The organism is Pseudomonas fluorescens, assembly GCF_900215245.1.
In the GTDB taxonomy this organism is placed as follows: domain Bacteria; phylum Pseudomonadota; class Gammaproteobacteria; order Pseudomonadales; family Pseudomonadaceae; genus Aquipseudomonas; species Aquipseudomonas fluorescens.
Genome location: NZ_LT907842.1, coordinates 3426155 through 3445893 on the forward strand (window position 1 = coordinate 3426155; position 19739 = coordinate 3445893).

Sequence of the window (19739 nt, forward strand, 5' to 3'; positions counted from 1 at the left end):
ACGCCACGCGCCATGGGCGCCGGGCAGGTTCATGGCCAGCCTCTGACGCCTTGCCACCCGGGGCTCAAGCCGCGCGCAAGGAAATAAACGCGTAGTTGGCCGGCACCTCGGTAGCAATCTGTGCGCCGGCATCCAGCAACTGCTCGGCGATGTCCAGGCCGGACGCATGAAACACCCACTCACTGGCCACCGACGGCTGGTCAAGCGCCAGCTCGATGGCCTGGGCAAAGGCGTGCATATCCGGCAGGTACGCGGTAAACCCGTCGCCTTTTAGCGCGGTGGTGCGAATGCCCAGCAGCGCACACACCGCCTCCTTGGTGAGTACATCGTCACGGTCGGCCTGGCGGGAGCGGCGGATCAGTTCCGCCAGTTCCTGGTCCACCAACTCACCGCCCACGATCAGCGCCGGGCCCTGTTCCCAGGATTCCGGCGGGCAGTCCTTGGCGGCGGGGTTCAGCGGGATGTGCGGGTTGATTTCCATCGGGTAGATACGGCACACCAACGGGCGGCGCGCATAAATGCCGCAACGGTTGTCTTCGTCAAGATTCCGGCAGCGCCCGGCGTTGTAGGCGGCAAACGTGATGGCCACAAACGCCTCGGTATTGCCGCTGGGCACCACCACCGAACGGCGCTCGGCGTGTTCGCGTTGTTGCACGGGCAAGCCCAGGCCATTGCCGAGAAAACCCTCCACCAGAACAATCACGTTACCGCCGTCAGCCGCCCAACTGCGGGCCTCTTCAAGGGTCAGGGGCACATGATGGTCGGTGCAGCATTTGCCGCAACCTACACAGGAAAAATGAGTGTTCATGGAGGATCTGTCACCAGGCAAGGTCAGAGGGCACTCTTGAACAGTGACGGGATTTTGCCTCTATTCACGGTTCTGGCTCTCTGGAAGCAAGTTATGCGCCAGTGCCTGTCAGTCTTCGGGGACCAGGTCGCGCAGCACAAAGACCATGCCTGCACTTTCATACAGTTGCCGGGCGCGCAGGTTGCTCTCGCGTACTTTGAGGTCTACGTAAGGCTCGCCGCGCTGCTTGAACACATGAAAGGTGTGCAGCAACAACGCGCGACCCAGCCCCTGGCCTTGGGCGCAGGGGTGTATCGAGAGGTTCTTGATAAACGCGCTGGTCCAGCATTGAGCCACGCCGAGAATACCGTCGCGGTTACTGGCCACCAGGCACAGCGTCGGGTCGAATTCGGCATCGGTGACGAACCGCTGCTGCCATTGCGCCAGGCTCGCGACACGGCCACCGCCTTGATCCTGAGTCATGCGCAACACCGCATGAATCGCCGGGGCCAGCTCGTCGCGGTAATGATCCAGCCGGGTATCTGCTGGCCACTGCGGCGCCGGCAGGCTGGCGGTGAGGTCGCGGCGCAGCAGTTGGAAGTATTCCGCCACCGGTTACAGGCCCTTTTGCGCCACAGCCTTGGCAGCGACCACCAGGCACTTGGTCAGTTCGGGCGACGAAAACTTGGTCAGCACCGCATCGGCGCCGGCCAGGCGGGCTTTTTCGCTGTTCATCGCGCTGTCCAGTGAGGTGTGCAGCAACACGTACAACTCTTGGAAATCCGGGGTTTCGCGCAGGGTGCGGGTGAGGGCGTAGCCATCCATTTCGGACATTTCGATGTCCGACACCACCACGTTGATCTGCTCGACCGTGCCTTGCAGCTCCAGCAGTACATCGATGGCTTCCTTGGCGCTGCGTGCGGTATGGCATGTCAGGCCGAGGTTGCGCAGGGTGTGCACCGATTGCTGCAGGGCGACCTGGCTGTCGTCCACCACCAGAATCCGCGCGTTGCCGAGCACTTCGGCCTCTTCCATGGTCAAGTCGGTCGGTGCCACTTCAATCGGCGCCGGGGCGATGCCGTGGATGACCTTTTCGATATCCAACACCTGCACCAGCCCGCCTTCAACCTGGGTTACCCCAGTGATAAACGAGCGATTCCCGCCGGAACCATAGGGCGGCGGCCGGATGTCGGTGGTCAGGCAGTGCACGATCTTGCTCACCGCCTGCACGTGCAGGCCCTGCTTGGAGCGGCTCACGTCGGTCACAATCAGGCAGCCGCCGTTCGGGTCTTGCAGGGGCATTTCGCCGAGGGCGCGGCTCAGGTCGATCACTGAGAGTGAGGCGCCGCGCAGTGTGGCGATGCCTTTGACGTGGGGGTGGGACTCCGGCAGCTTGGTCAGCGGCGGGCACGGGATGATTTCACTGACTTTAAGCAGGTTAATCGCCATCAACTTGCCGCTGCGCAAGGTAAAGAGCAGAAGCGAAAGTGAATCTGCGCGGGCTTTGGTGGTGGACATAAAAACCTTCTGTGGATCAGGGATGACGATCTATAGAGGGTTATCGACTTGGGCGCGCCAGGCTTTAACCGTATTTGTCAGGTGAAGCGTGTTGGCGTGTGTGGGCGCGGGCTGGCCTGCGATAGCATCAACCTCGGTGTGACTGAGACACCGAGGCGCCTGCATCGCCGGCAAGCCCGGCTCCCACAGGGGGGCCGCTGCCACGCGGCTCAGGTGTCAGCCCTTCCACACCTGCGGGTTCACCAGATCCTGCGGACGCTGCCCCAGCAGGGCGCTGCGCAGGTTATCCAGAGCGCGGTTGGCCATCGCCTCACGGGTTTCATGGGTGGCCGAGCCGATGTGCGGCAGGGTCACGGCATTGCTCAGCTGGAACAGCGGCGATTCAGCCAGCGGCTCCTGTTCATACACATCCAGCCCGGCGCCACGGATTTGCTGGGTTTGCAGGGCTTCAATCAGCGCCGGCTCATCCACCACCGGCCCACGGGAGATATTGATCAGGATCGCGCTGCGCTTCATCAGCCCCAACTCGCGGGTGCTGATCAGGTGGCGGGTCTTTTCGCTCAATGGCACCACCAGGCAGACGAAGTCCGACTCGGCCAGCAGCTGGTCCAGGCTGCGAAATTGCGCGCCCAGTTCCTGTTCCAGCTCGGTCTTGCGGCTGTTACCGCTGTACAGAATCGGCATATTGAAACCCAGGCGACCACGCCGGGCGACAGCCGCGCCGATATTGCCCATGCCGACGATGCCGAGGGTCTTGCCATGCACGTCGCAGCCGAACAACGGCGCGCCGACGCTGGCTTTCCACTGGCCGGCCTTGGTCCAGGCGTCCAGTTCGGCCACACGGCGTGCGCTGCTCATCAGCAAAGCGAAGGCCAGGTCGGCGGTGCTTTCGGTGAGTACGTCGGGGGTGTTGGTGAGCATGATCCCGCGCTCGTTGAAGTACGCCACGTCGTAGTTGTCGTAGCCCACCGAGACGCTGGAGACCACTTCGAGTTTGCTCGCGCCTTCCAGCTGTGCACGGCCCAGCTTGCGGCCCACGCCGATCAGGCCATGGGCGTGGGGCAGGGCTTCGTTGAATTGAGCATTGATGTCACCCAGCTTGGGGTTTGGCGCGATGACCTCGAAGTCCTGTTGCAGGCGTTCGATCATTTCCGGGGTGACACGGCTGAAGGCGAGGACAGTCTTTTTCATTGCAGGCGGGCTCATCGACTACGGAAGAATACCAAGCACGCTAACATTCCTGTCGACGATTGTCAGGACGACCGTTTAACAGTGGGCGCTGGCTTTACCCCACCACTCGTTGCCTCGCTTAGGCTCGGCATGCCCTCTGTGCGGCTTGAATCCGTGGTTAACGGGCCGGTCAGATCAAACGCAAGCGCACGGCGGCACACGCACTGTCTGATGTACCTGGATCCAAATGTGGGAGCGGGCTTGCTCGCGAATGCGATGGGTCAGCCCGCTTATCTGTAACTGATACGCCGCCTTCGCGAGCAAGCCCGCGCCCACCATTTTACCGAGTTCAACTGCCAGCACCGCTTTGCTCTGCTTTCTGTGGGCGCTGGAGACACCTCGGGATATCGGGCATAACCGTTGATGCCCTCTCAGCGGTTCGGCGGTCCGACAAGCCAGCTCGCGCATTTGAGTTATATCAAAGGCCGGAAATCAGTTCGCCAGCCGTGCGCCGCTGAGGCTGCCGCTCAGTTCATACGCCACCAACTCCGCCTGATGCGCCGCCAGAATCTCCGGCAACGAGCCGCGCAGGTATTCCACCCACGTCTTGATCTTCGCATCCAGGTATTGGCGTGACGGGTAGATGGCGTACAGGTTCAGCTCTTGCGAGCGATAGGTGGGCATTACGCGCACCAGTGTGCCGTTGCGCAGGCCTTCGATGGCCGCATACACCGGCAGCAGGCCAACGCCCATGCCGCTGGTGATCGCGGTTTTCATCGCATCGGCCGAGTTGACCAGAAACGGCGAGGTGTTGATCGCCACGCTTTCCTGGCCTTCGGGGCCATTGAAGGTCCATTTATCCAGCTGGATAACCGGGCTCACCAGGCGCAGGCAGGCGTGGTTGAGCAAATCCTGTGGCCGTTGCGCGCAGCCTTTGGCCTTGACGTAATCCGGCGAGGCGCACGCGATGCTGTAGGTGATGCCCAGGCGCTGGGACACGAAGCCCGAATCCGGCAGTTCACTGGCCAGCACGATGGACACGTCGTAGCCCTCGTCGAGCAGGTCCGGCACACGGTTGGCCAGGGTCAGGTCGAAGGTCACGTCGGGGTGAGTGCGGCGGTAGCGGGCAATCGCGTCAATCACGAAATGCTGGCCGATGCCGGTCATGGTGTGCACTTTCAACTGCCCGGCCGGGCGCGCGTGGGCGTCGCTGGCTTCGGCCTCGGCCTCCTCGACATAGGCGAGGATCTGTTCGCAGCGCAGCAAATAACGTTTGCCGGCTTCGGTCAGTGCAATGCGTCGGGTGGTGCGGTTGAGCAAGCGGGTTTGCAGATGGGCCTCAAGGTTGGAGACCGCGCGCGAGACGTTGGCGGTGGTGGTGTCCAGTTGCACGGCGGCGGCGGTGAAGCTGCCGGCTTCGGCCACGCAACTGAACGCGCGCATGTTTTGCAAAGTGTCCATGGAGTGTTCTCAAGGGAGATAACAAATTGTGACAGAAAGTTACGCCGTCCAGTGATCCCTACCAACGGATTATCGCCTGAACGGTAACAAAGATTCACAGGAATGCCAGCTTATCGTCCTCCATCGCGCCGCCTAGAATTGCGCCACCTTCCCCGCAACACCACCTCAGGAATACGCTTGCCGTGCCGCGTCGCATCAACAGAGAGCTGAAGGCTCTCAGTGTTTTGGCCTTATCGTTAGCAATCAGCGGCTGCATCGGAACCGGAGGAATCGCCCCCCAAGGCCAGGCCCTCAACGCCAATAACCTGGTCACTGACGAAGCGATCCAGAGCGCCGCCCGGGACGCCCACTGGCCCACCACACGCTGGTGGCAAGCCTACGGTGACCCGCAATTGAATCGCTGGGTGGAACTTGCCACGCAAAACAGCCCAAGCATGGCCATGGCCGCCGCGCGGGTGCGTGAGGCGCGGGCCATGGCCGGGATTGCAGCGTCGGCCGAGTCGTTGCAGATCAACAGTGACACTGCCCTCAAGCGCCACAATTGGCCGAAGGATCAGTTCTACGGTCCGGGCGAATTGAGCGGCGCCAACACCTGGGACAATAGTTCGTCACTGGGCCTCAGTTACGCCCTCGACCTGTGGGGCCGCGAAAGTAACAGCACCGAGCGTGCCGTCGACCTCGCCCATATGAGCGTTGCCGAGGCGCGTCAGGCCCAGCTTGAATTGCAAAACAACGTGGTACGCGCCTATATCCAGCTGTCGTTGCACTACGCCAACCGCGATATCGTCGCCGCCACGTTGGCCCAGCAACAACAGATTCTCGACCTGGCCAACAAACGCCTGAATGCGGGAATCGGTACTCACTTTGATGTCAGCCAGGCGGAAACGCCGCTGCCGGAAACCCATCGGCAACTCGACGCCTTGGACGAAGCCATCGCCCTGAGCCGCAACCAACTGGCGGCGCTGGCGGGCAAAGGCCCGGGTGACGGCGCGCAACTGCAACGGCCGAGTCTGGCCCTCGCCGCGCCGCTGAAATTGCCATCGAGCGTGCCCGCGCAATTGCTCGGCCAGCGCCCTGACGTGGTCGCCAGCCGTTGGCAAGTCGCCGCCCAGGCCCGCGGCATCGATGTGGCCCATGCTGGTTTCTACCCCAACGTCGACCTGGTCGGCAGCCTGGGTTTCGTCGCTACCGGCGGCACTCTGCTGGGCTTTCTCAGCGGCCAGAAATTCAACTACAACGTCGGCCCGGCGATGACCTTGCCGATCTTCGACGGCGGCCGTTTGCGCGCGCAACTGGGCGAGGCCAGCGCCGGTTATGACATCGCTGTGGCCAAGTACAACCAGACCCTGGTCAATGCGCTCAAGGGCATCAGCGACCAGTTGATCCGCCGCGAATCCATGGACAAGCAGTCGGCCTTCGCCGCGCAGTCGGTGGCCTCGGCACAGAAAACCTACGACATCGCGATGATCGCCTATCAGCGCGGCCTCACCGACTACCTCAATGTGCTGAACGCCCAGACCCTGCTGTTCCGCCAGCAACAGGTTGAGCAACAGGTGCAGGCCGCGCGTCTGAGCGCGCATGCCGAGCTGGTGACCGCCCTGGGTGGCGGGCTCGGCGCGGGTAACGATGTGCCGCAAGCGGCCAAGACCCTTCCCGGTAAAACCCCGGCGGCGCTTGCCGTGTTTGATCACTGAGTAGGCATTCATGACGTTCTTGTCTGCACCGCTGCGCGGGTTGTACGCCCTTGAGTGGCGCCGTGGTTTTTTCGACTGGGCACGCAGTGATGGCGTGACCTGGGTTTATATCTTCAAGGTGCTGATCGCTGCATTCCTCACGCTGTGGTTAGCCATGCGCCTGGAACTGCCGCAACCGCGTACCGCGATGATCACCGTGTTTATCGTGATGCAACCGCAGAGCGGCCAGGTGTTCGCCAAGAGCTTTTACCGCTTCCTCGGCACCCTGGCGGGTTCGGCGGTGATGGTTTTCTTGATTGCCCTGTTTGCGCAGAACACCGAATTGTTCCTCGGCGCGCTGGCGATCTGGGTCGGCATTTGCACCGCTGGCGCAACGCGTAACCGCAACTTCCGCGCCTATGGTTTTGTGCTGGCCGGCTACACGGCGGCGATGGTGGGCTTGCCCGCCCTGGCGCACCCGGACGGCGCGTTTATGGCGGCGGTGTGGCGGGTGCTGGAAATCTCCCTGGGGATTCTCTGTTCCACGCTGGTCAGCGCCGCGATCCTGCCGCAGACCAGCAGCGCGGCGATGCGCAACGCCCTGTATCAGCGCTTCGGCGTGTTCGCGCTGTTCGTCACCGACGGCCTGCGAGGGCGCAGCCAGCGCGAAGGTTTCGAGGCCAGCAACGTGCGTTTTATCGCCGAAGCCGTGGGCCTGGAAGGGTTGCGCAGCGTCACCGTGTTTGAAGACCCGCATATGCGTCGGCGCAACGGTCGGCTCAGTCGCCTCAACAGCGAATTCATGAGCATTACTACGCGTTTCAACGCCCTGCACCAGCTATTGGAACGCCTGCGCACGGTTGACGCCGATCATGTGGTGGCGGCCATCAAGCCCGGCCTGCAGGACCTCGCCGAAGTGCTCGACAGCTTCTCCGGGCGCGCCCTCACCAGCCCGGACGCCGCGCGCCTGGTCAACCAACTGAGCGCCTACAAGGACGGTCTGCCCGCCAAGGTGCGCAGCCTGCGTGCCACCTTCCAGGAAGGCAACCCGAGCGAAGCCGAGCAACTGGATTTTCATACGGCCTACGAGCTGCTGTACCGCTTCGTCGACGACCTGCATAACTACGCGCAGACCCACGCCTCCCTGGCTGATCACAGCCATGCACGCGAGCAGTGGGATGAAACCTTTATCCCCAAAACCAACTGGCTGGCCTGCGCCGCCTCGGGGATTCGTGCGTCGTTCATCCTGATCGTGCTCGGCAGCTATTGGGTGGCCACCGCCTGGCCGAGTGGCGCGACCATGACCCTGATCGCCGCCGCCACCGTCGGCCTGTCCGCCGCCACGCCCAACCCCAAACGCATGGCATTCCAGATGGCCTGCGGCACCTTGATCGGCGCGTTGGTGGGCTTCGTCGAAATGTTCTTCGTGTTCCCCTGGATCGACGGCTTCCCGCTGCTGTGCGTAATGCTTGCGCCAGTGATCATCTTCGGCGCCTTCCTCGCGTCACGCCCAAAATACGCGGGCGTCGGCGTTGGCCTGCTGATTTTCTTCAGCACCGGCTCGGTGCCGGACAACCTCACGGTCTACAACCCCTACACCTTTATCAACGACTACATCGCCATGGTCATCGGCATGCTGGTGTGCGCGGCGGCGGGGGCGATCATTCTGCCGCCCAACAGCCGTTGGCTGTGGCGCCGCCTCGAACAGGACCTGCGCGAACAGGTGGTGTATGCGATCAGTGGCAAGCTCAAGGGCCTGGCGTCGAGTTTCGAAAGCCGTACCCGCGACCTGCTGCACCAGGCTTACGGCTTGGCCGTCGGCCAGCCGCGCGTGCAGCGCGACCTGCTGCGCTGGATGTTCGTGGTGCTGGAAGTCGGCCACGCGATCATTGAGCTGCGCAAGGAACAGGCGATTTTGCCGGTGCACCCGGCCTATGCCGAATCCCAGCCATGGCGCCAGGCAATCCGCGTGATGGGCCGCTCGCTGGTGCGGCTGTTCCTGCAGCCCAGTGCGAGCAACCTGGAGCGCGGCCTGATTGCCGTCGACCATGCGATCAGCCGCGTGCAGGCCACCGACGAACCCTTCGCCCCGCACTTCGACACCTCGGCCCTGCGTCGGGTGAAAAGCTACCTGCACTTTATTCGCACTTCGTTGCTCGACCCGCAATCGCCGCTGGCTGCTCTCAAAGGATCTCCACATGCCGCGTGAAATAGCCTTTCACGGCCTCTACATGCCGACCATGACCCTGATGTTCTTGATCGCGGCCGCGCTTGCCTGGGCCCTGGATCGCTTCCTGGCCGGGTTCGACCTGTACCGTTTTTTCTGGCACCCGGCGCTGCTGCGCCTGAGCCTGTTTGTTTGCCTGTTCGGCGCGCTGGCGCTGACCGTCTACCGTTGAGAATGCCCCGATGAAAAAGTTTTTCAGCCTGCTCGCGACCTTGCTGGTATTGGCTTTGGCGATCTGGATTGGCCGCACATTGTGGGTGCACTACATGGAGACGCCGTGGACCCGCGACGGCCGCGTGCGCGCCGATATCATCAACGTCGCCGCCGACGTTACCGGGGAAGTGGTCGACGTGCCGGTGCGGGACAACCAGTTGGTGAAAAAGGGCGACCTGCTGATGCAGATCGACCCCGAGCACTACCGCATCGCCGTCAAGCAAGCCCAATCCCTGGTAGCGTCCCGTAAAGCCACCTGGGAAATGCGCAAGGTCAACGCCCACCGCCGCGCCGACCTCGACGCGTTGGTGATCTCCCGGGAAAACCGCGATGACGCCAGCAACATAGCTGACTCGGCACTGGCGGATTACCAACACGCGCTGGCGCAGCTGGAAGCCGCAGAACTTAACTTGAAGCGAACGCAAGTCGTGGCGGCGGTGGACGGCTACGTCACCAACCTCAACGTGCACCGTGGCGACTACGCGCGCATTGGCGAAGCGAAGATGGCCGTGGTCGATATGAACTCGTTCTGGGTGTATGGCTTCTTTGAAGAAACCAAGCTGCCCCACGTTAAAGTCGGTGACGAGGCGGATATGCAACTGATGAGCGGCGAGACGCTCAAGGGCCACGTGGAAAGCATCTCGCGCGGTATCTACGACCGCGACAACCCGCAGAGCCGTGAGCTGGTGGCGGATGTGAACCCGACCTTCAACTGGGTGCGCCTGGCCCAGCGGGTGCCGGTACGGATTCACATTGATGAAGTGCCGGACGGCGTGTTGCTGGCGGCGGGCATCACCTGCACCGTTATCGTCAACCCAACACACAACTGAACGGTGGGAGCTGGCTTGTGTGGGAGCGGGCGTGCTCGCGAATGCGGTGTGTCAGTTAACGCAAGTATTGACTGATCCACCGCATTCGCGAGCAAGCCCGCTCCCACAGTTGATCGTGTTATGCCTTGATCAAGGTTTCATGCAAGTGGCGCCACAGCAGCGCGCCACTGGCCTGTTTTTCGAACACCACGGTGGCGCGGCGATCGGTCTGGGTGCCGCTGTCGTCAACCTGATGTTCGCGATAAGTCACCGTGGCACCACGCGCATGCCGGTCAATCCCGACCATTTCACTCAAGGTGATTTTCAACCCCGGGCGCATGCCGCCCAGGCGTGTGAACAACGCATTCAGTCCGGCTGCATTCACCCGCGCGCCCGTGGCGGGGGCAACCATGCTGAATTCAGGTGAAAAGCGCGCGAGCAAACGCTGCAACGTGCCTTCTGGCGCAACCCCGGCAAACCACTGTTCGATCTCGACGTGGGTCTGGGTCACTTCCTCAAAAAAATCGCTGTAATCAATCATGGCTGTGGCTCGCTGGCAGGGTGAAGCAGTGTGCGGACTCTGGATGTATCCAGGCGCAACACGGCAAAAAGGGGCAGCAGTGTCAGGGCTGCGGCTATCGTGAAGGTTATGACGAAGGAATCCAAGGCCGACAACAACGCACTGAGGGCGGCAGCGCCGAGGCAGAAGCTGACTTGTCGGTTGATGTTCCACAGCGCACTGGCGTGGCCCATGCGCTCGGCGGGTATGTCGAGAAACGCCAAGGTCTGCGCCGTGCTGCTGCACAGGCTGCCGCCCAGGCCCATCAACGCGTAGGCCAGAATAATTACGGCCGGTTCGGGTTTTGTCAGCAGCAGGATGCCGATGCATTGCAGGGCCATGCCCGCCAGCAGCAAGGGTTTTGGGCCGTAGCGGTTGAAGCGTTTTTTGCTCAGGAAAATCGCCAGTGCCGACGCCAGCGCCCACGGCAACATCAGCGCGCCGGTGTGTGTCGCGTCGTAGCCCAGGCCTCGCAGGTAGAGAATAGCGATCAGGCTGGTGCCGATAAATATGCCGGGGATGAACAGATAGACCAACATCGCCACGCGCAGCATCGGGCTGCGGATCTGTTTGAAAATACTGCCTACATCCAGGGCCGGGCGCACTGTTACAGGTGCATCAGGTTTTATCCACAGCAGTGCCAGCAGCAACGTGAGCAACGCCAGCGGCAGGTTGGCGTAGAAGATCCAGCGCCATGACACACTGTCGACGATCAGCCCGCCCAAAGCCGGCGACAATGCTGGAACCAGCAGCGCCACCGACATCACACTGGCTGTCAATTGGCTGCGTTCTGCCGCTGGATAGTGCCGGTAAGCCATGGCCTGGCCCACGGGGATCAGCAAGCCACCGCCCAAACCTTGCAGCGCCCGCCAGCCAATCAGCGTTTCGATGGAACCCGCCTGGCCAACCATCACCGAAGCGCCCGCGAACAACAGCAGGCTCGCCGCGATCAGCGTTCGTTCGCCCATGATCGCCGCCAGCCACACACTCAACGGAATGATCACGGTCAGCCCGAGTACGTAGGCGTTGCTGATCCACGCCAATTGCGTGACCGAGGCGTGCAGTTCGCGGGCGATGTCCGGGTAGGCGACGGTGGCGACAAACATGTTCACCAGGTCCAGGGCGAAGCCCAATAAAAAGATCCAGGCGACTTTCGAGCGGTAGGTCATAAACGCGATCCTGCGAGTGAAGCGGGCAGGGTAGGTCGCAAGCAGCGTTTGGGATACGGTGATTTGACTGTTAGTTTGTCAAAAATATTTTGACAAAGGAGGGCTCGGCCGATGGTCAGCCTGGACCGTTTCGACACCTTCAAGGCCGTGGTCGAGGCCGGCTCGCTGACCGCCGCGGCGGACCTGCTGGGCCAGACCCGCGCCGTGGTCAGCTTCAACCTCAAGCGCCTTGAGGCAGAACTGGGCGTTACCTTGCTGACTCGCAACACGCGCCAGTTGGCGCTGACAGATGCCGGTGAGCGCTTTTACCTGCGTTGCACACGCATGTTGGAAGAGGCCCGGCTGGCAGTGGAAGAAGCCCGCTCCGAACATGCCCAGCTCAAAGGCACCTTACGCATCACCACCACGGTGGAATACGCGCTGGCAGTCGTTGCTCCTGCGGTGGAGGCTTTTCGGCGCCTGCACCCGGACTTGAACATTCACTTATCCACATCCTCCACCCATGCCGATTTGATCTCCGAACGCTTTGACGTGGCGATTCGGTTGGGGCGACTGCTCGACTCCAATCACCGGGCGGTGCAGCTGTCGACCTTTGAGGTGTTTGCTGTCGCCGCGCCTGAGTTTGCCCTGGTGCAAACCCTGGATGCGTTGGAGCGCGTGCCCAAGTTAGGCCATGGCCGTTTGACGGAGCTGAGCCTGACCGACCCGGCCGGCGGCGAGCATCAATACCGTTCCGGCCCTGCTGCACTGGTGGCCGACAGTGCAGCCGTCCTCCAGGCGTTCGCCGTGCGTGGTCACGGCGTCGCAGTGCTGCCGCAATGGCTGGTGCAGGGTGATCTGGAGGCGGGGCGGTTGGTGCGCTTACTGGCGGACCATCGCTTCGCGCCGCAAGGGATTTACGCCATGTACCCGGATACACGGCATTTGCCGCTGAAGGTGCGCGCGTTTATTGATTTTATGAAGGGCTAGAGTGAGCCAGAGAGTCCGAACCGCTTCTTCAGGACTTTCTCCAGCAACCCTTTTGGCAACAGCGCCGCCATCAACGGCAGCGCTCGGCTGCCATTGCCCGCACGTAACATTCGTGGCGGTTTTGGGTGTTGCACAGCCTTGAGCACTTGCGCTGCAAATTGCTTGGCCGAAGTCGGGTTGTTCTGCGAAGCCTGGGTGCGCGCACGAATGCCGTCGCGCAAGGGCCACCAGGGCGATTGTTCGTTGATCAGCAGTTCGGCCTGGGCGCCGGCGTTTTTCGCGAAACTTGTGTCGATGGCTCCCGGCTGCACTTCCAGCACCCGAATAGCAAAGGGTGCCAGTTCCATGCGCAAGGCATCGCTCAAGGCATGCACCGCGGCTTTCGATGCGCAGTACGCACCGGCAAACGGCGTGACCAGTACACCCGAAACGCTGCCGATATTCACCACCAAACCTTTACTGCGCCGCAGCGCGGGGAACAGCGCCTGGGTAACGCCGACGATGGAAAACACATTGGTCTCGAATTGGCGCTGCATGGCTTCGGTGCCGCCGTCGAGCAGCGGCCCCATGGCGCCGTAGCCGGCATTGTTGATCAACACGTCCAGTTCGCCGAGCTGTTCGGCCAGGCGCTGCAGCGCCGCACTGTCGTTGACGTCCAGTTGCACCGTGTTGAAGCCGGCTGCCGCAAGGGCGGCGACATCTGACTCGCGGCGGGCACTGGCCCAGACGTCGAAGCCGGCAGATTTAAACGCGTCAGCCAGGGCGCGGCCGATGCCGCTGGAGCAACCGGTGATGAGTACATTGGGCATGGATCAGTCCTTTGTCAGTCCGAGAAGCTGCCTTGCAGGTGCTCGGCGCGAAATTCCAGGGTTTGCGGGCGGTAGCCGGGGCGCAGGGGCGGGGTGGGCAGGCAATCTTCCCAGGTAGCGCCGGCCTGCAGTTCGCCGGGGCCGCGATAACGTGGGGCCGCATAGACGTTGTCGGCCAGGTTCACGGTGTCGCCCGGCGCATACGCGGCGAGCCGCCAGCGCAGCTCGGTCAGAGGCACGTCGTTGCCGTTGATCAGCACCAGTTTCAAGGGGCGGTCGGCCGGGCATTCCTGCGGTGCATAGCTGATGCGCAATTCCAGGCGCGACAGTTGCGAAGCTTCGCGGTTGTCCAGCCACACAACCCAAATGGCCACGAAGCCCAGGCCGACGGCGGCGGCCAGCGATACCGGCAAGGCTTTGGCGGGGTAGCGCAGCAGCAGGATCAGCCAGGTGATGATCAGGAGAACGCCGAAGAACATGGAGACCACCTCGAATAGGGAACGAGCATCCTAACTTAAGCGTAGGTGGGATTGGGTAGCGTGAGAGGTGTGTTGGCCCGGCGGACGCCTTCGCGAGCAAGCCCGCTCCCACATTTGGAGCGGGTACACCCTTGGAATACGGTCCAAATAATGTGGGAGGGGGCTTGCTCCCGATGACTTGCTTACTGAGCAGAAGAGTCCGCCTGCAAGCCTTCGATGGAAGCCTCAACCAATGCCAAACCGGTTTCAGCCAATTGCAGGCTGGCCCAATTCAGGTAGCTCTGGTGTTCGGTGCATAAGTCTTGAGCCGCCAGGGTGAGCACGCGCGCGGTGCCCAAAACATAACTGGCATGTTCCAGTGCATGTTCGATGGGAATGCCGGGTTGTACGCAAAAAAGGGGGGCTTCACTGCGGTCGCTGGGGCCGAAGGTGGTGGGGCGCGTGGTTTGTTTGGACATGGTGGATCTCCTAATGAAAATGGGATCCTATGAATTTGCGAGGCCGTCAAACCTCATCACGAATGAGTCGTGACAGGCGCGAGGATAGGCAGGATGGGGGCAAGGGTCAATGCTGGCGGGGTGCTTTGTCGATCGTTCCCACGCTCTGCGTGGGAATGCATCCCGTGACGCTCTGTGTCACCCATGCACCGGGTGTGAATCGGGACGCGGAGCGGCCCAGGCGGCGTTCCCACGCGGAGCGTGGGAACGATCAGCCCCCACCCAGCCCACTGCGGATAGGGGACGCAATGGGCTGGGTGAGGGCTTCTTGTACGACCGTGTTACTGCGCGATAGTTTTCACCGACACGCCACGTTCAATCGGCGTGGAGCGCCCGTAGATATCTTCAAACCGCTCGATATCGTCTTCGCCCAAATAGCTGCCCGATTGCACTTCGATGATCTCCAACGGGATCTTGCCCGGGTTGCGCAGGCGGTGCACCGAGGCGATGGGGATGTAGGTGGACTGGTTTTCGCAGAGCAGGAACACGTTTTCGTCACAGGTGACTTCGGCCGTGCCGCTGACCACGATCCAGTGTTCGGCGCGGTGGTGGTGCATCTGCAGCGACAGGCACGCGCCCGGCTTGACCGAGATGTGCTTGACCTGGAAACGCCCGCCCATGTCCACCGAGTCGTAGGAGCCCCACGGGCGATAGACTTCGCAGTGGTTCTGGGTTTCGCTGCGACCCTGGTCGTTGAGGGTCGAGACCATCTGCTTGACGCCCTGGACCTTGTCCTTGTGGGCAATCATCATCGCGTCCTTGGTTTCCACCACGACGATATTGTCCAGGCCGATCACCGACACCAGTTTGCCGTTGCCGTGGATCATGCAGTTGCGGCTGTCCTGGATGACCACGTCGCCTTTGCTGACGTTGCCGTTGACGTCTTTGTCATTGACCGCCCACAGCGAGGCCCAGCAGCCCACGTCGCTCCAGCCGGCACTCAGCGGCACCACGCAGGCGCGCTGGGTTTTTTCCATCACGGCGTAGTCGATGGAGTTGTCCGGGCAGCAGGCGAAAGTGGCTTCATCGAAAGTCACGGTGTCGGCATCCTGCTCGCTGCGTTCCAGGGTCAGCACGCAGGTGTCGTAGATGTCCGGGTCGTGTTTTTTCAGCTCCTCAAGGAAGCGGCTGGCGCGGAACAGGAACATGCCGCTGTTCCAGAAGTAACCACCGCTTTTGACGAACTCCACAGCACGTTTTTCATCGGGTTTTTCCACGAACTGTTGCACGCGGCTCACGCCTTCGGGCAGCAGTGAATCGTTGGTGGACTTGATGTAGCCATAACCGGTTTCCGGACGGGTTGCCGGCACGCCGAACAGCACCATCTCGCCACGCTCGGCAGCCACGGTAGCCAGGGCCAGCGCACGTTGCAGGGCTTTCTGGTCGTCGATTACGTGGTCGGCCGGCAGCACCAGCATCAGTTCGTCGCGGCCTTCGTTGACCAGCATCATCGCGGTCAGGGCCACGGCCGGTGCGGTGTTGCGCCCGAACGGTTCCATCAGGATGCGCTGGCATTCGAGCTTACGTGTGCTCAGTTGCTCGTTGACGATAAAGCGGTGGTCCTTGTTGCAGACCACGATCGGGGCGTCCATGCCTTCGAACACCAGGCGCTCCAGGGTTTGCTGGAACAGCGTGTGCTCGCCGGTCAGGGCCAGGAATTGCTTGGGAAACTGCTTACGGGAAAGCGGCCAAAGACGTGAGCCGCTACCACCGGAAAGGATTACTGGGATCATGGGTGTTTCTCCTTGAATCGATTGGGTCAGAGCCTGTGGGAGGGGGCTTGCTCCCGAAAGCGGTGTTTCAGTCAGCACATCTGTTGCTGAACCAGCGCATTCGCGAGCAAGCCCGCTCCCACAGGGGGAGCGTCAAATTGAAAAACTAATCAGCGGGTCGACACCGGGCGTTTTACCCAGACTGGCGAAATGCTCGAACCCGAGCCGGTCACGTACAGCACGGCCGCTTCACCACGTTCCAACGCCACCGGCTTCACATCGCCGACTTTCTTGTCACCGTCATACAACGCCAGGCTGACTTTCACCGGGTTGATCTCACGCTCGCCACGGCCCTTGGCGGCCACCGACTTGACCACGTCGGTTTTGCCGTCGGCGGTCTTCAGGGTCAGCGCCTTGTCGCTGAGGTTCTGCACGCGCACCAGGGATTTCTGCTTGTTCTTGAACGGCGGTTCTTCGATCAATTGCGGCTGGCCGCTGCCGCTGTTAACCAGGGTGTAGTAGTGGTCAGCGGCAAGTTTGACCGGCACGGTCTGGCTGCCGACCTTGGCGCTGTAGTCGCCGCCCGGCATGAAGCTGAAGTCGCTGCTGGCCAGCGGTGCAACGTCGCTCAGGTTGGTGGCGCCGACGGTGGCGCTGACTTCCTGGTTGCTGGCGTTGTAGACCCGCACGAAGCTGGAGCCTTTCGGCGCGGTTGGGCCGTAGAGGGCGGCGTCGCCCCCGGCGAAGGCGGACATCGATACGAAGCTCAAGCCGGCAGCAATGGCCAGGGTCTTGGCGAGACGACGCGGAGTAGTAGTGAAAGTCATGTGAGTTACCTCTCTTTCAGTTTTGCGCCCGGTCGGGCGTCTCGGATTTTTGGTGTTTAACTGGGGTGTTCAGTGCCATGTTTTGTTGGCGCGAACCGGCTTGTTTAAGCTGCGCAACCCACTGCGGGTCGGCGTCACCGATTTCGTTGTTGACGGGCAGATAACGTTCAGGAAACTCCCAGATCAGCACCTGTGGCGGGCTGTTCTTGAAGTCGTCGCTTTTCAAGTAGCTGAGCATCGGCAGGATCGGTCCGTGGCCGTCTTCCGAGTAGTTGATGACGTCGCTGTGCAAGGCTTGCTTGAGCGCACCGACGAAGTTCCAGTTGGGGTTGGCGCTGTAGCTGGTGCCGACCAGTGCCACTGGGGTTTCGCTGTCGCTGAACAGGGCGTCGTCGCCTGTGTTTTCAGCCAGGTGCGTGACGCGTTTTTGCAGCGGCTCTTTGGGCGGCATCAGGTTTTCGAACAGCGGGTCCAGCGGCAGGAACAGGCGCAAGTCACCTTTGTGCGGTTCGGTCTTTTCAGCTTCGGTGACAAAACGCTGCGGTTCGCCGCTGAGCGGGGTCTTTTCGCTGATCACCTTGGCCAGTTGTTTGGCGGCGATTTCGGCGCCGTCCGGGGTCCAGTGGGTGTCGGTGCGCAGGAACACTTGCTTGCCGCCCAGCTTGGCCTGTTGCAGCGGGCCGAGCAGGTCCGGGGCGATGATCGTGTCGGCAGCCACACGGGCGTGGAAGTCCTGGTACAGGTTGGCGTGGATGCTTGCCGGTTTCACGTCACCCAGGTGTTCCGGGTACAGACGCACCTTGGCCGGCACAATCGCCATGACCAATTGAATGCCTTGGGCCTTGAGCTTCTGGCGTACGCCTTCGACCAGCGCGTAGTTGCCTTGCAGGTTCTGGTCTTCATTGACGGTGGGGTTGAACTCCTCGTCGCTGTACAACCAGTGATCGCGGCCCAGCACCACGCCAGGGCGGCCTTCGTTGAACAGCTTGTAGTCCAGCGCAGCCCACAGGTTGGTGCCGATACGCTTGATCGGGAACTGGTCGTCGTAATGCGTTTCGACGGCCTTGGTCCAGCGACCATTGAGCACCGTCGCGTCGGCATTGGTGCTGAAGCCGAAGAAACTGCGCATCGACCAGGCGCCCAGGGCCAGCAGCACCAGCAGGAACAGCGCGATATAGAGGACGCGGAATGAACGGGTCATGGTCGGCTCCCTCAGAATTGGAAGTAAAGGAACGGCGAGAAACTCTGCGCCGACAATTTCAGGATCGACGCCACGAACAGCAGCAGCACTGCGGCGCGCATGGCGTAGCGTGGCCAGTCAGCGGTCCAGTAGGCCGGTTGCACGGCGGCATCCTGGCCGACGGTAAAACCTGGCTGGTGGATGCTGCCCGGGTTGTCGCCCGGCACGGCCTTGATCAGGCTCGGGTCGGCGGGCTTGGCTTTCTCCGCAGGGCGGTGGGTGTAGAAATCGCGCAGACCGAAGAACGCCAGCGTTGCGTAGGCCACCACCAGGGTTGCCACTTGCAGGCCGGTGAGGTTGGCGCGGTTGAGTTCCGACAGCGACCACTCGCCAAAGCTGAACATCGCACCGTACATACGGCCGGCGACGTGCAGGTTCTCCGAGCGGAAGATGACCCAGCCCATCACCACCAGCAGGAAGGTGAAGGCCCAGCGCACCACGTTGAAACTGCGCGGCGCGGTGTTGAGGCCGATGGCTTTTTCAATCGCCAGCCACATGCCATGCCAGGCGCCCCACACGATGTAGGTGATGTTCGCGCCGTGCCACAGGCCACCGAGCAGCATGGTCAGGAACAGGTTGCGGTAGGTGGTCAGCGTGCCTTTCCGGTTGCCGCCCAGGGTGATGTACAGGTAATCGCGCAGCCAGGTGGACAGGCTGATGTGCCAGCGGCGCCAGAACTCGGTGATCGATTGGCTGATGTACGGCTGTTTGAAGTTTTCCATGAAGCGAAAACCCATCATCAAGCCCAGGCCGATGGCCATGTCGCTGTAGCCGGAGAAGTCGAAGTACAGCTGCGCGGTGTAGGCCAGCGCGCCGAGCCAGGCATCGCCGGTGGTCGGGTTTTGCAGGGCGAAGCAATGGTCGGCCACCACCGCCAGGGTGTCGGCGATGAAGACTTTCTTGATGAAGCCCTGCATGAAGCGTGTGCAGCCCTCGGAAAACTTGTCGAGGGTGTGGGTGCGGTTGTTGAACTGGTCGGCCAGGTCGCGAAAGCGCAGCACCGGGCCGGCAATCAAGTGCGGGAAGATCGCCACGAACGCCGCAAAGTCGATGAGGTTGCGGGTGGCCGGGGTGTCACCACGGTACACGTCGATGATGTAGCTGATGGACTCGAAGATGTAGAACGAGATCCCGATCGGCAACAGCACGTGGGTGAGGATGAACGGCTCCAGGCCCGCCGACTTCATCATCACGTTGATGCTGTCGACACCGAAGTTGGCGTATTTGAAGTAGCCGAGAATGCACAGGTCGACCGCCACGCCCAACAGCAGCCAGCGTTGAGCCGGCTTGGTGCGCACGCCGGCCGCACCGACCTTGAGGCCGATCCAGTAATTCCACAGCGTGACGGCGGCGAACAGCGCCAGGAAGTCCACTCGCCACCAGGCGTAGAACACGTAGCTGGCAATCAGCAGCAGCAGGTTGCGATAGCGTTGCCCGCTCAAATAGTACAAGCCGAGGAAGATCGGCAAGAACAGAAACAGGAACACATTGGACGAGAAAACCATCCCGATCTCTCCATGTTTAACCAACAGTCAAGGGCCAACGGCCCCCCCAAACCCCCCCGCGATTTCACGGGCGGGCGGTACTACATTCCTACTGACGAAACCGGCTCAAACTGTG

The 19739-nt window shown here is 61.9% G+C and carries 19 protein-coding genes; 5 read left to right on the forward strand and 14 right to left on the reverse strand.

What is annotated here, in order from left to right:
- Positions 1-64 precede the first annotated feature (64 nt).
- The 5 genes from CPH89_RS15905 to CPH89_RS15925 all read right to left on the reverse strand — a co-directional run bounded on the left by CPH89_RS15905 (position 65) and on the right by CPH89_RS15925 (position 4936).
- A complete protein-coding gene (locus tag CPH89_RS15905; protein ID WP_053254485.1) occupies positions 65-808 on the reverse strand; it encodes a YkgJ family cysteine cluster protein in 744 nt (247 codons plus the stop codon).
- A gap of 108 nt (positions 809-916) precedes the next feature.
- Positions 917-1399, reverse strand: a complete 483-nt coding sequence (locus tag CPH89_RS15910) for a GNAT family N-acetyltransferase (protein WP_053254486.1) — start codon at positions 1397-1399, stop codon at positions 917-919.
- 3 nt (positions 1400-1402) lie between these two features.
- Positions 1403-2305 carry a chemotaxis protein CheV gene (locus CPH89_RS15915; RefSeq protein WP_053254487.1) on the reverse strand — a complete coding sequence of 301 codons (903 nt, stop codon included), beginning with the start codon at positions 2303-2305 and terminating at the stop codon, positions 1403-1405.
- A 216-nt stretch (positions 2306-2521) separates the two neighbouring features.
- Positions 2522-3496 (reverse strand): 2-hydroxyacid dehydrogenase, encoded by a 975-nt coding sequence (locus CPH89_RS15920; protein ID WP_053254488.1) that lies wholly within the window; start codon positions 3494-3496, stop codon positions 2522-2524.
- A gap of 471 nt (positions 3497-3967) precedes the next feature.
- Positions 3968-4936, reverse strand: a complete 969-nt coding sequence (locus CPH89_RS15925; protein ID WP_053254489.1) for a LysR family transcriptional regulator — start codon at positions 4934-4936, stop codon at positions 3968-3970.
- A gap of 182 nt (positions 4937-5118) precedes the next feature.
- On the opposite strand from CPH89_RS15925, the gene CPH89_RS15930 reads away from it, so the two are divergent.
- From CPH89_RS15930 to CPH89_RS15945, 4 genes are read left to right on the forward strand one after another with little or no spacing between them, the layout of a single operon-like run.
- A complete protein-coding gene (locus CPH89_RS15930; protein ID WP_053254490.1) occupies positions 5119-6630 on the forward strand; it encodes an efflux transporter outer membrane subunit in 1512 nt (503 codons plus the stop codon).
- 10 nt (positions 6631-6640) lie between these two features.
- Positions 6641-8818 (forward strand): FUSC family protein, encoded by a 2178-nt coding sequence (locus CPH89_RS15935; protein ID WP_053254491.1) that lies wholly within the window; start codon positions 6641-6643, stop codon positions 8816-8818.
- Positions 8808-9008, forward strand: a complete 201-nt coding sequence (locus CPH89_RS15940) for a DUF1656 domain-containing protein (RefSeq protein WP_053254492.1) — start codon at positions 8808-8810, stop codon at positions 9006-9008. Before CPH89_RS15935 ends, CPH89_RS15940 begins: the two co-directional genes overlap by 11 nt.
- Positions 9009-9018: 10 nt before the next feature.
- Positions 9019-9879, forward strand: a complete 861-nt coding sequence (locus tag CPH89_RS15945) for an efflux RND transporter periplasmic adaptor subunit (protein WP_053254493.1) — start codon at positions 9019-9021, stop codon at positions 9877-9879.
- 118 nt (positions 9880-9997) lie between these two features.
- On the opposite strand, the gene CPH89_RS15950 is transcribed toward CPH89_RS15945, so the two are convergent.
- Together CPH89_RS15950 and CPH89_RS15955 are read right to left on the reverse strand one after the other, a co-directional pair.
- On the reverse strand, positions 9998-10399 hold the full coding sequence (locus CPH89_RS15950) for a hypothetical protein (RefSeq protein WP_053254494.1): 402 nt from the start codon (positions 10397-10399) through the stop codon (positions 9998-10000).
- Complete coding sequence (locus CPH89_RS15955) at positions 10396-11586, reverse strand: MFS transporter (RefSeq protein WP_053254495.1); 1191 nt, start codon at positions 11584-11586, stop codon at positions 10396-10398. The genes CPH89_RS15950 and CPH89_RS15955 overlap by 4 nt, the downstream gene beginning before the upstream one ends.
- Positions 11587-11697: 111 nt before the next feature.
- Here CPH89_RS15955 and CPH89_RS15960 point away from each other — a divergent pair, with 111 nt between their 5' ends.
- On the forward strand, positions 11698-12555 hold the full coding sequence (locus CPH89_RS15960; RefSeq protein WP_053254496.1) for a LysR family transcriptional regulator: 858 nt from the start codon (positions 11698-11700) through the stop codon (positions 12553-12555).
- Here CPH89_RS15960 and CPH89_RS15965 read toward each other — a convergent pair.
- From CPH89_RS15965 to CPH89_RS15995, 7 genes are all read right to left on the reverse strand, one after another.
- Positions 12552-13364, reverse strand: a complete 813-nt coding sequence (locus CPH89_RS15965; protein ID WP_053254497.1) for an SDR family oxidoreductase — start codon at positions 13362-13364, stop codon at positions 12552-12554. The genes CPH89_RS15960 and CPH89_RS15965 overlap by 4 nt on opposite strands.
- Positions 13365-13378: 14 nt before the next feature.
- On the reverse strand, positions 13379-13843 hold the full coding sequence (locus tag CPH89_RS15970) for a hypothetical protein (RefSeq protein ID WP_053254498.1): 465 nt from the start codon (positions 13841-13843) through the stop codon (positions 13379-13381).
- Positions 13844-14025: 182 nt separating this feature from the next.
- Complete coding sequence (locus CPH89_RS15975; RefSeq protein ID WP_053254499.1) at positions 14026-14301, reverse strand: DUF3077 domain-containing protein; 276 nt, start codon at positions 14299-14301, stop codon at positions 14026-14028.
- A 320-nt stretch (positions 14302-14621) separates the two neighbouring features.
- Positions 14622-16073 carry a mannose-1-phosphate guanylyltransferase/mannose-6-phosphate isomerase gene (locus CPH89_RS15980; RefSeq protein ID WP_053254500.1) on the reverse strand — a complete coding sequence of 484 codons (1452 nt, stop codon included), beginning with the start codon at positions 16071-16073 and terminating at the stop codon, positions 14622-14624.
- Between the two features lie 149 nt (positions 16074-16222).
- Complete coding sequence (locus CPH89_RS15985; RefSeq protein WP_053254501.1) at positions 16223-16879, reverse strand: alginate O-acetyltransferase AlgF; 657 nt, start codon at positions 16877-16879, stop codon at positions 16223-16225.
- 16 nt (positions 16880-16895) lie between these two features.
- Complete coding sequence (locus tag CPH89_RS15990; RefSeq protein WP_053254502.1) at positions 16896-18080, reverse strand: alginate O-acetyltransferase; 1185 nt, start codon at positions 18078-18080, stop codon at positions 16896-16898.
- A gap of 11 nt (positions 18081-18091) precedes the next feature.
- Entirely contained in the window at positions 18092-19624 is a 1533-nt protein-coding gene (locus CPH89_RS15995) for an MBOAT family O-acyltransferase (protein ID WP_053254503.1), read from the reverse strand.
- Between the last annotated feature and the right edge of the window lie 115 nt (positions 19625-19739).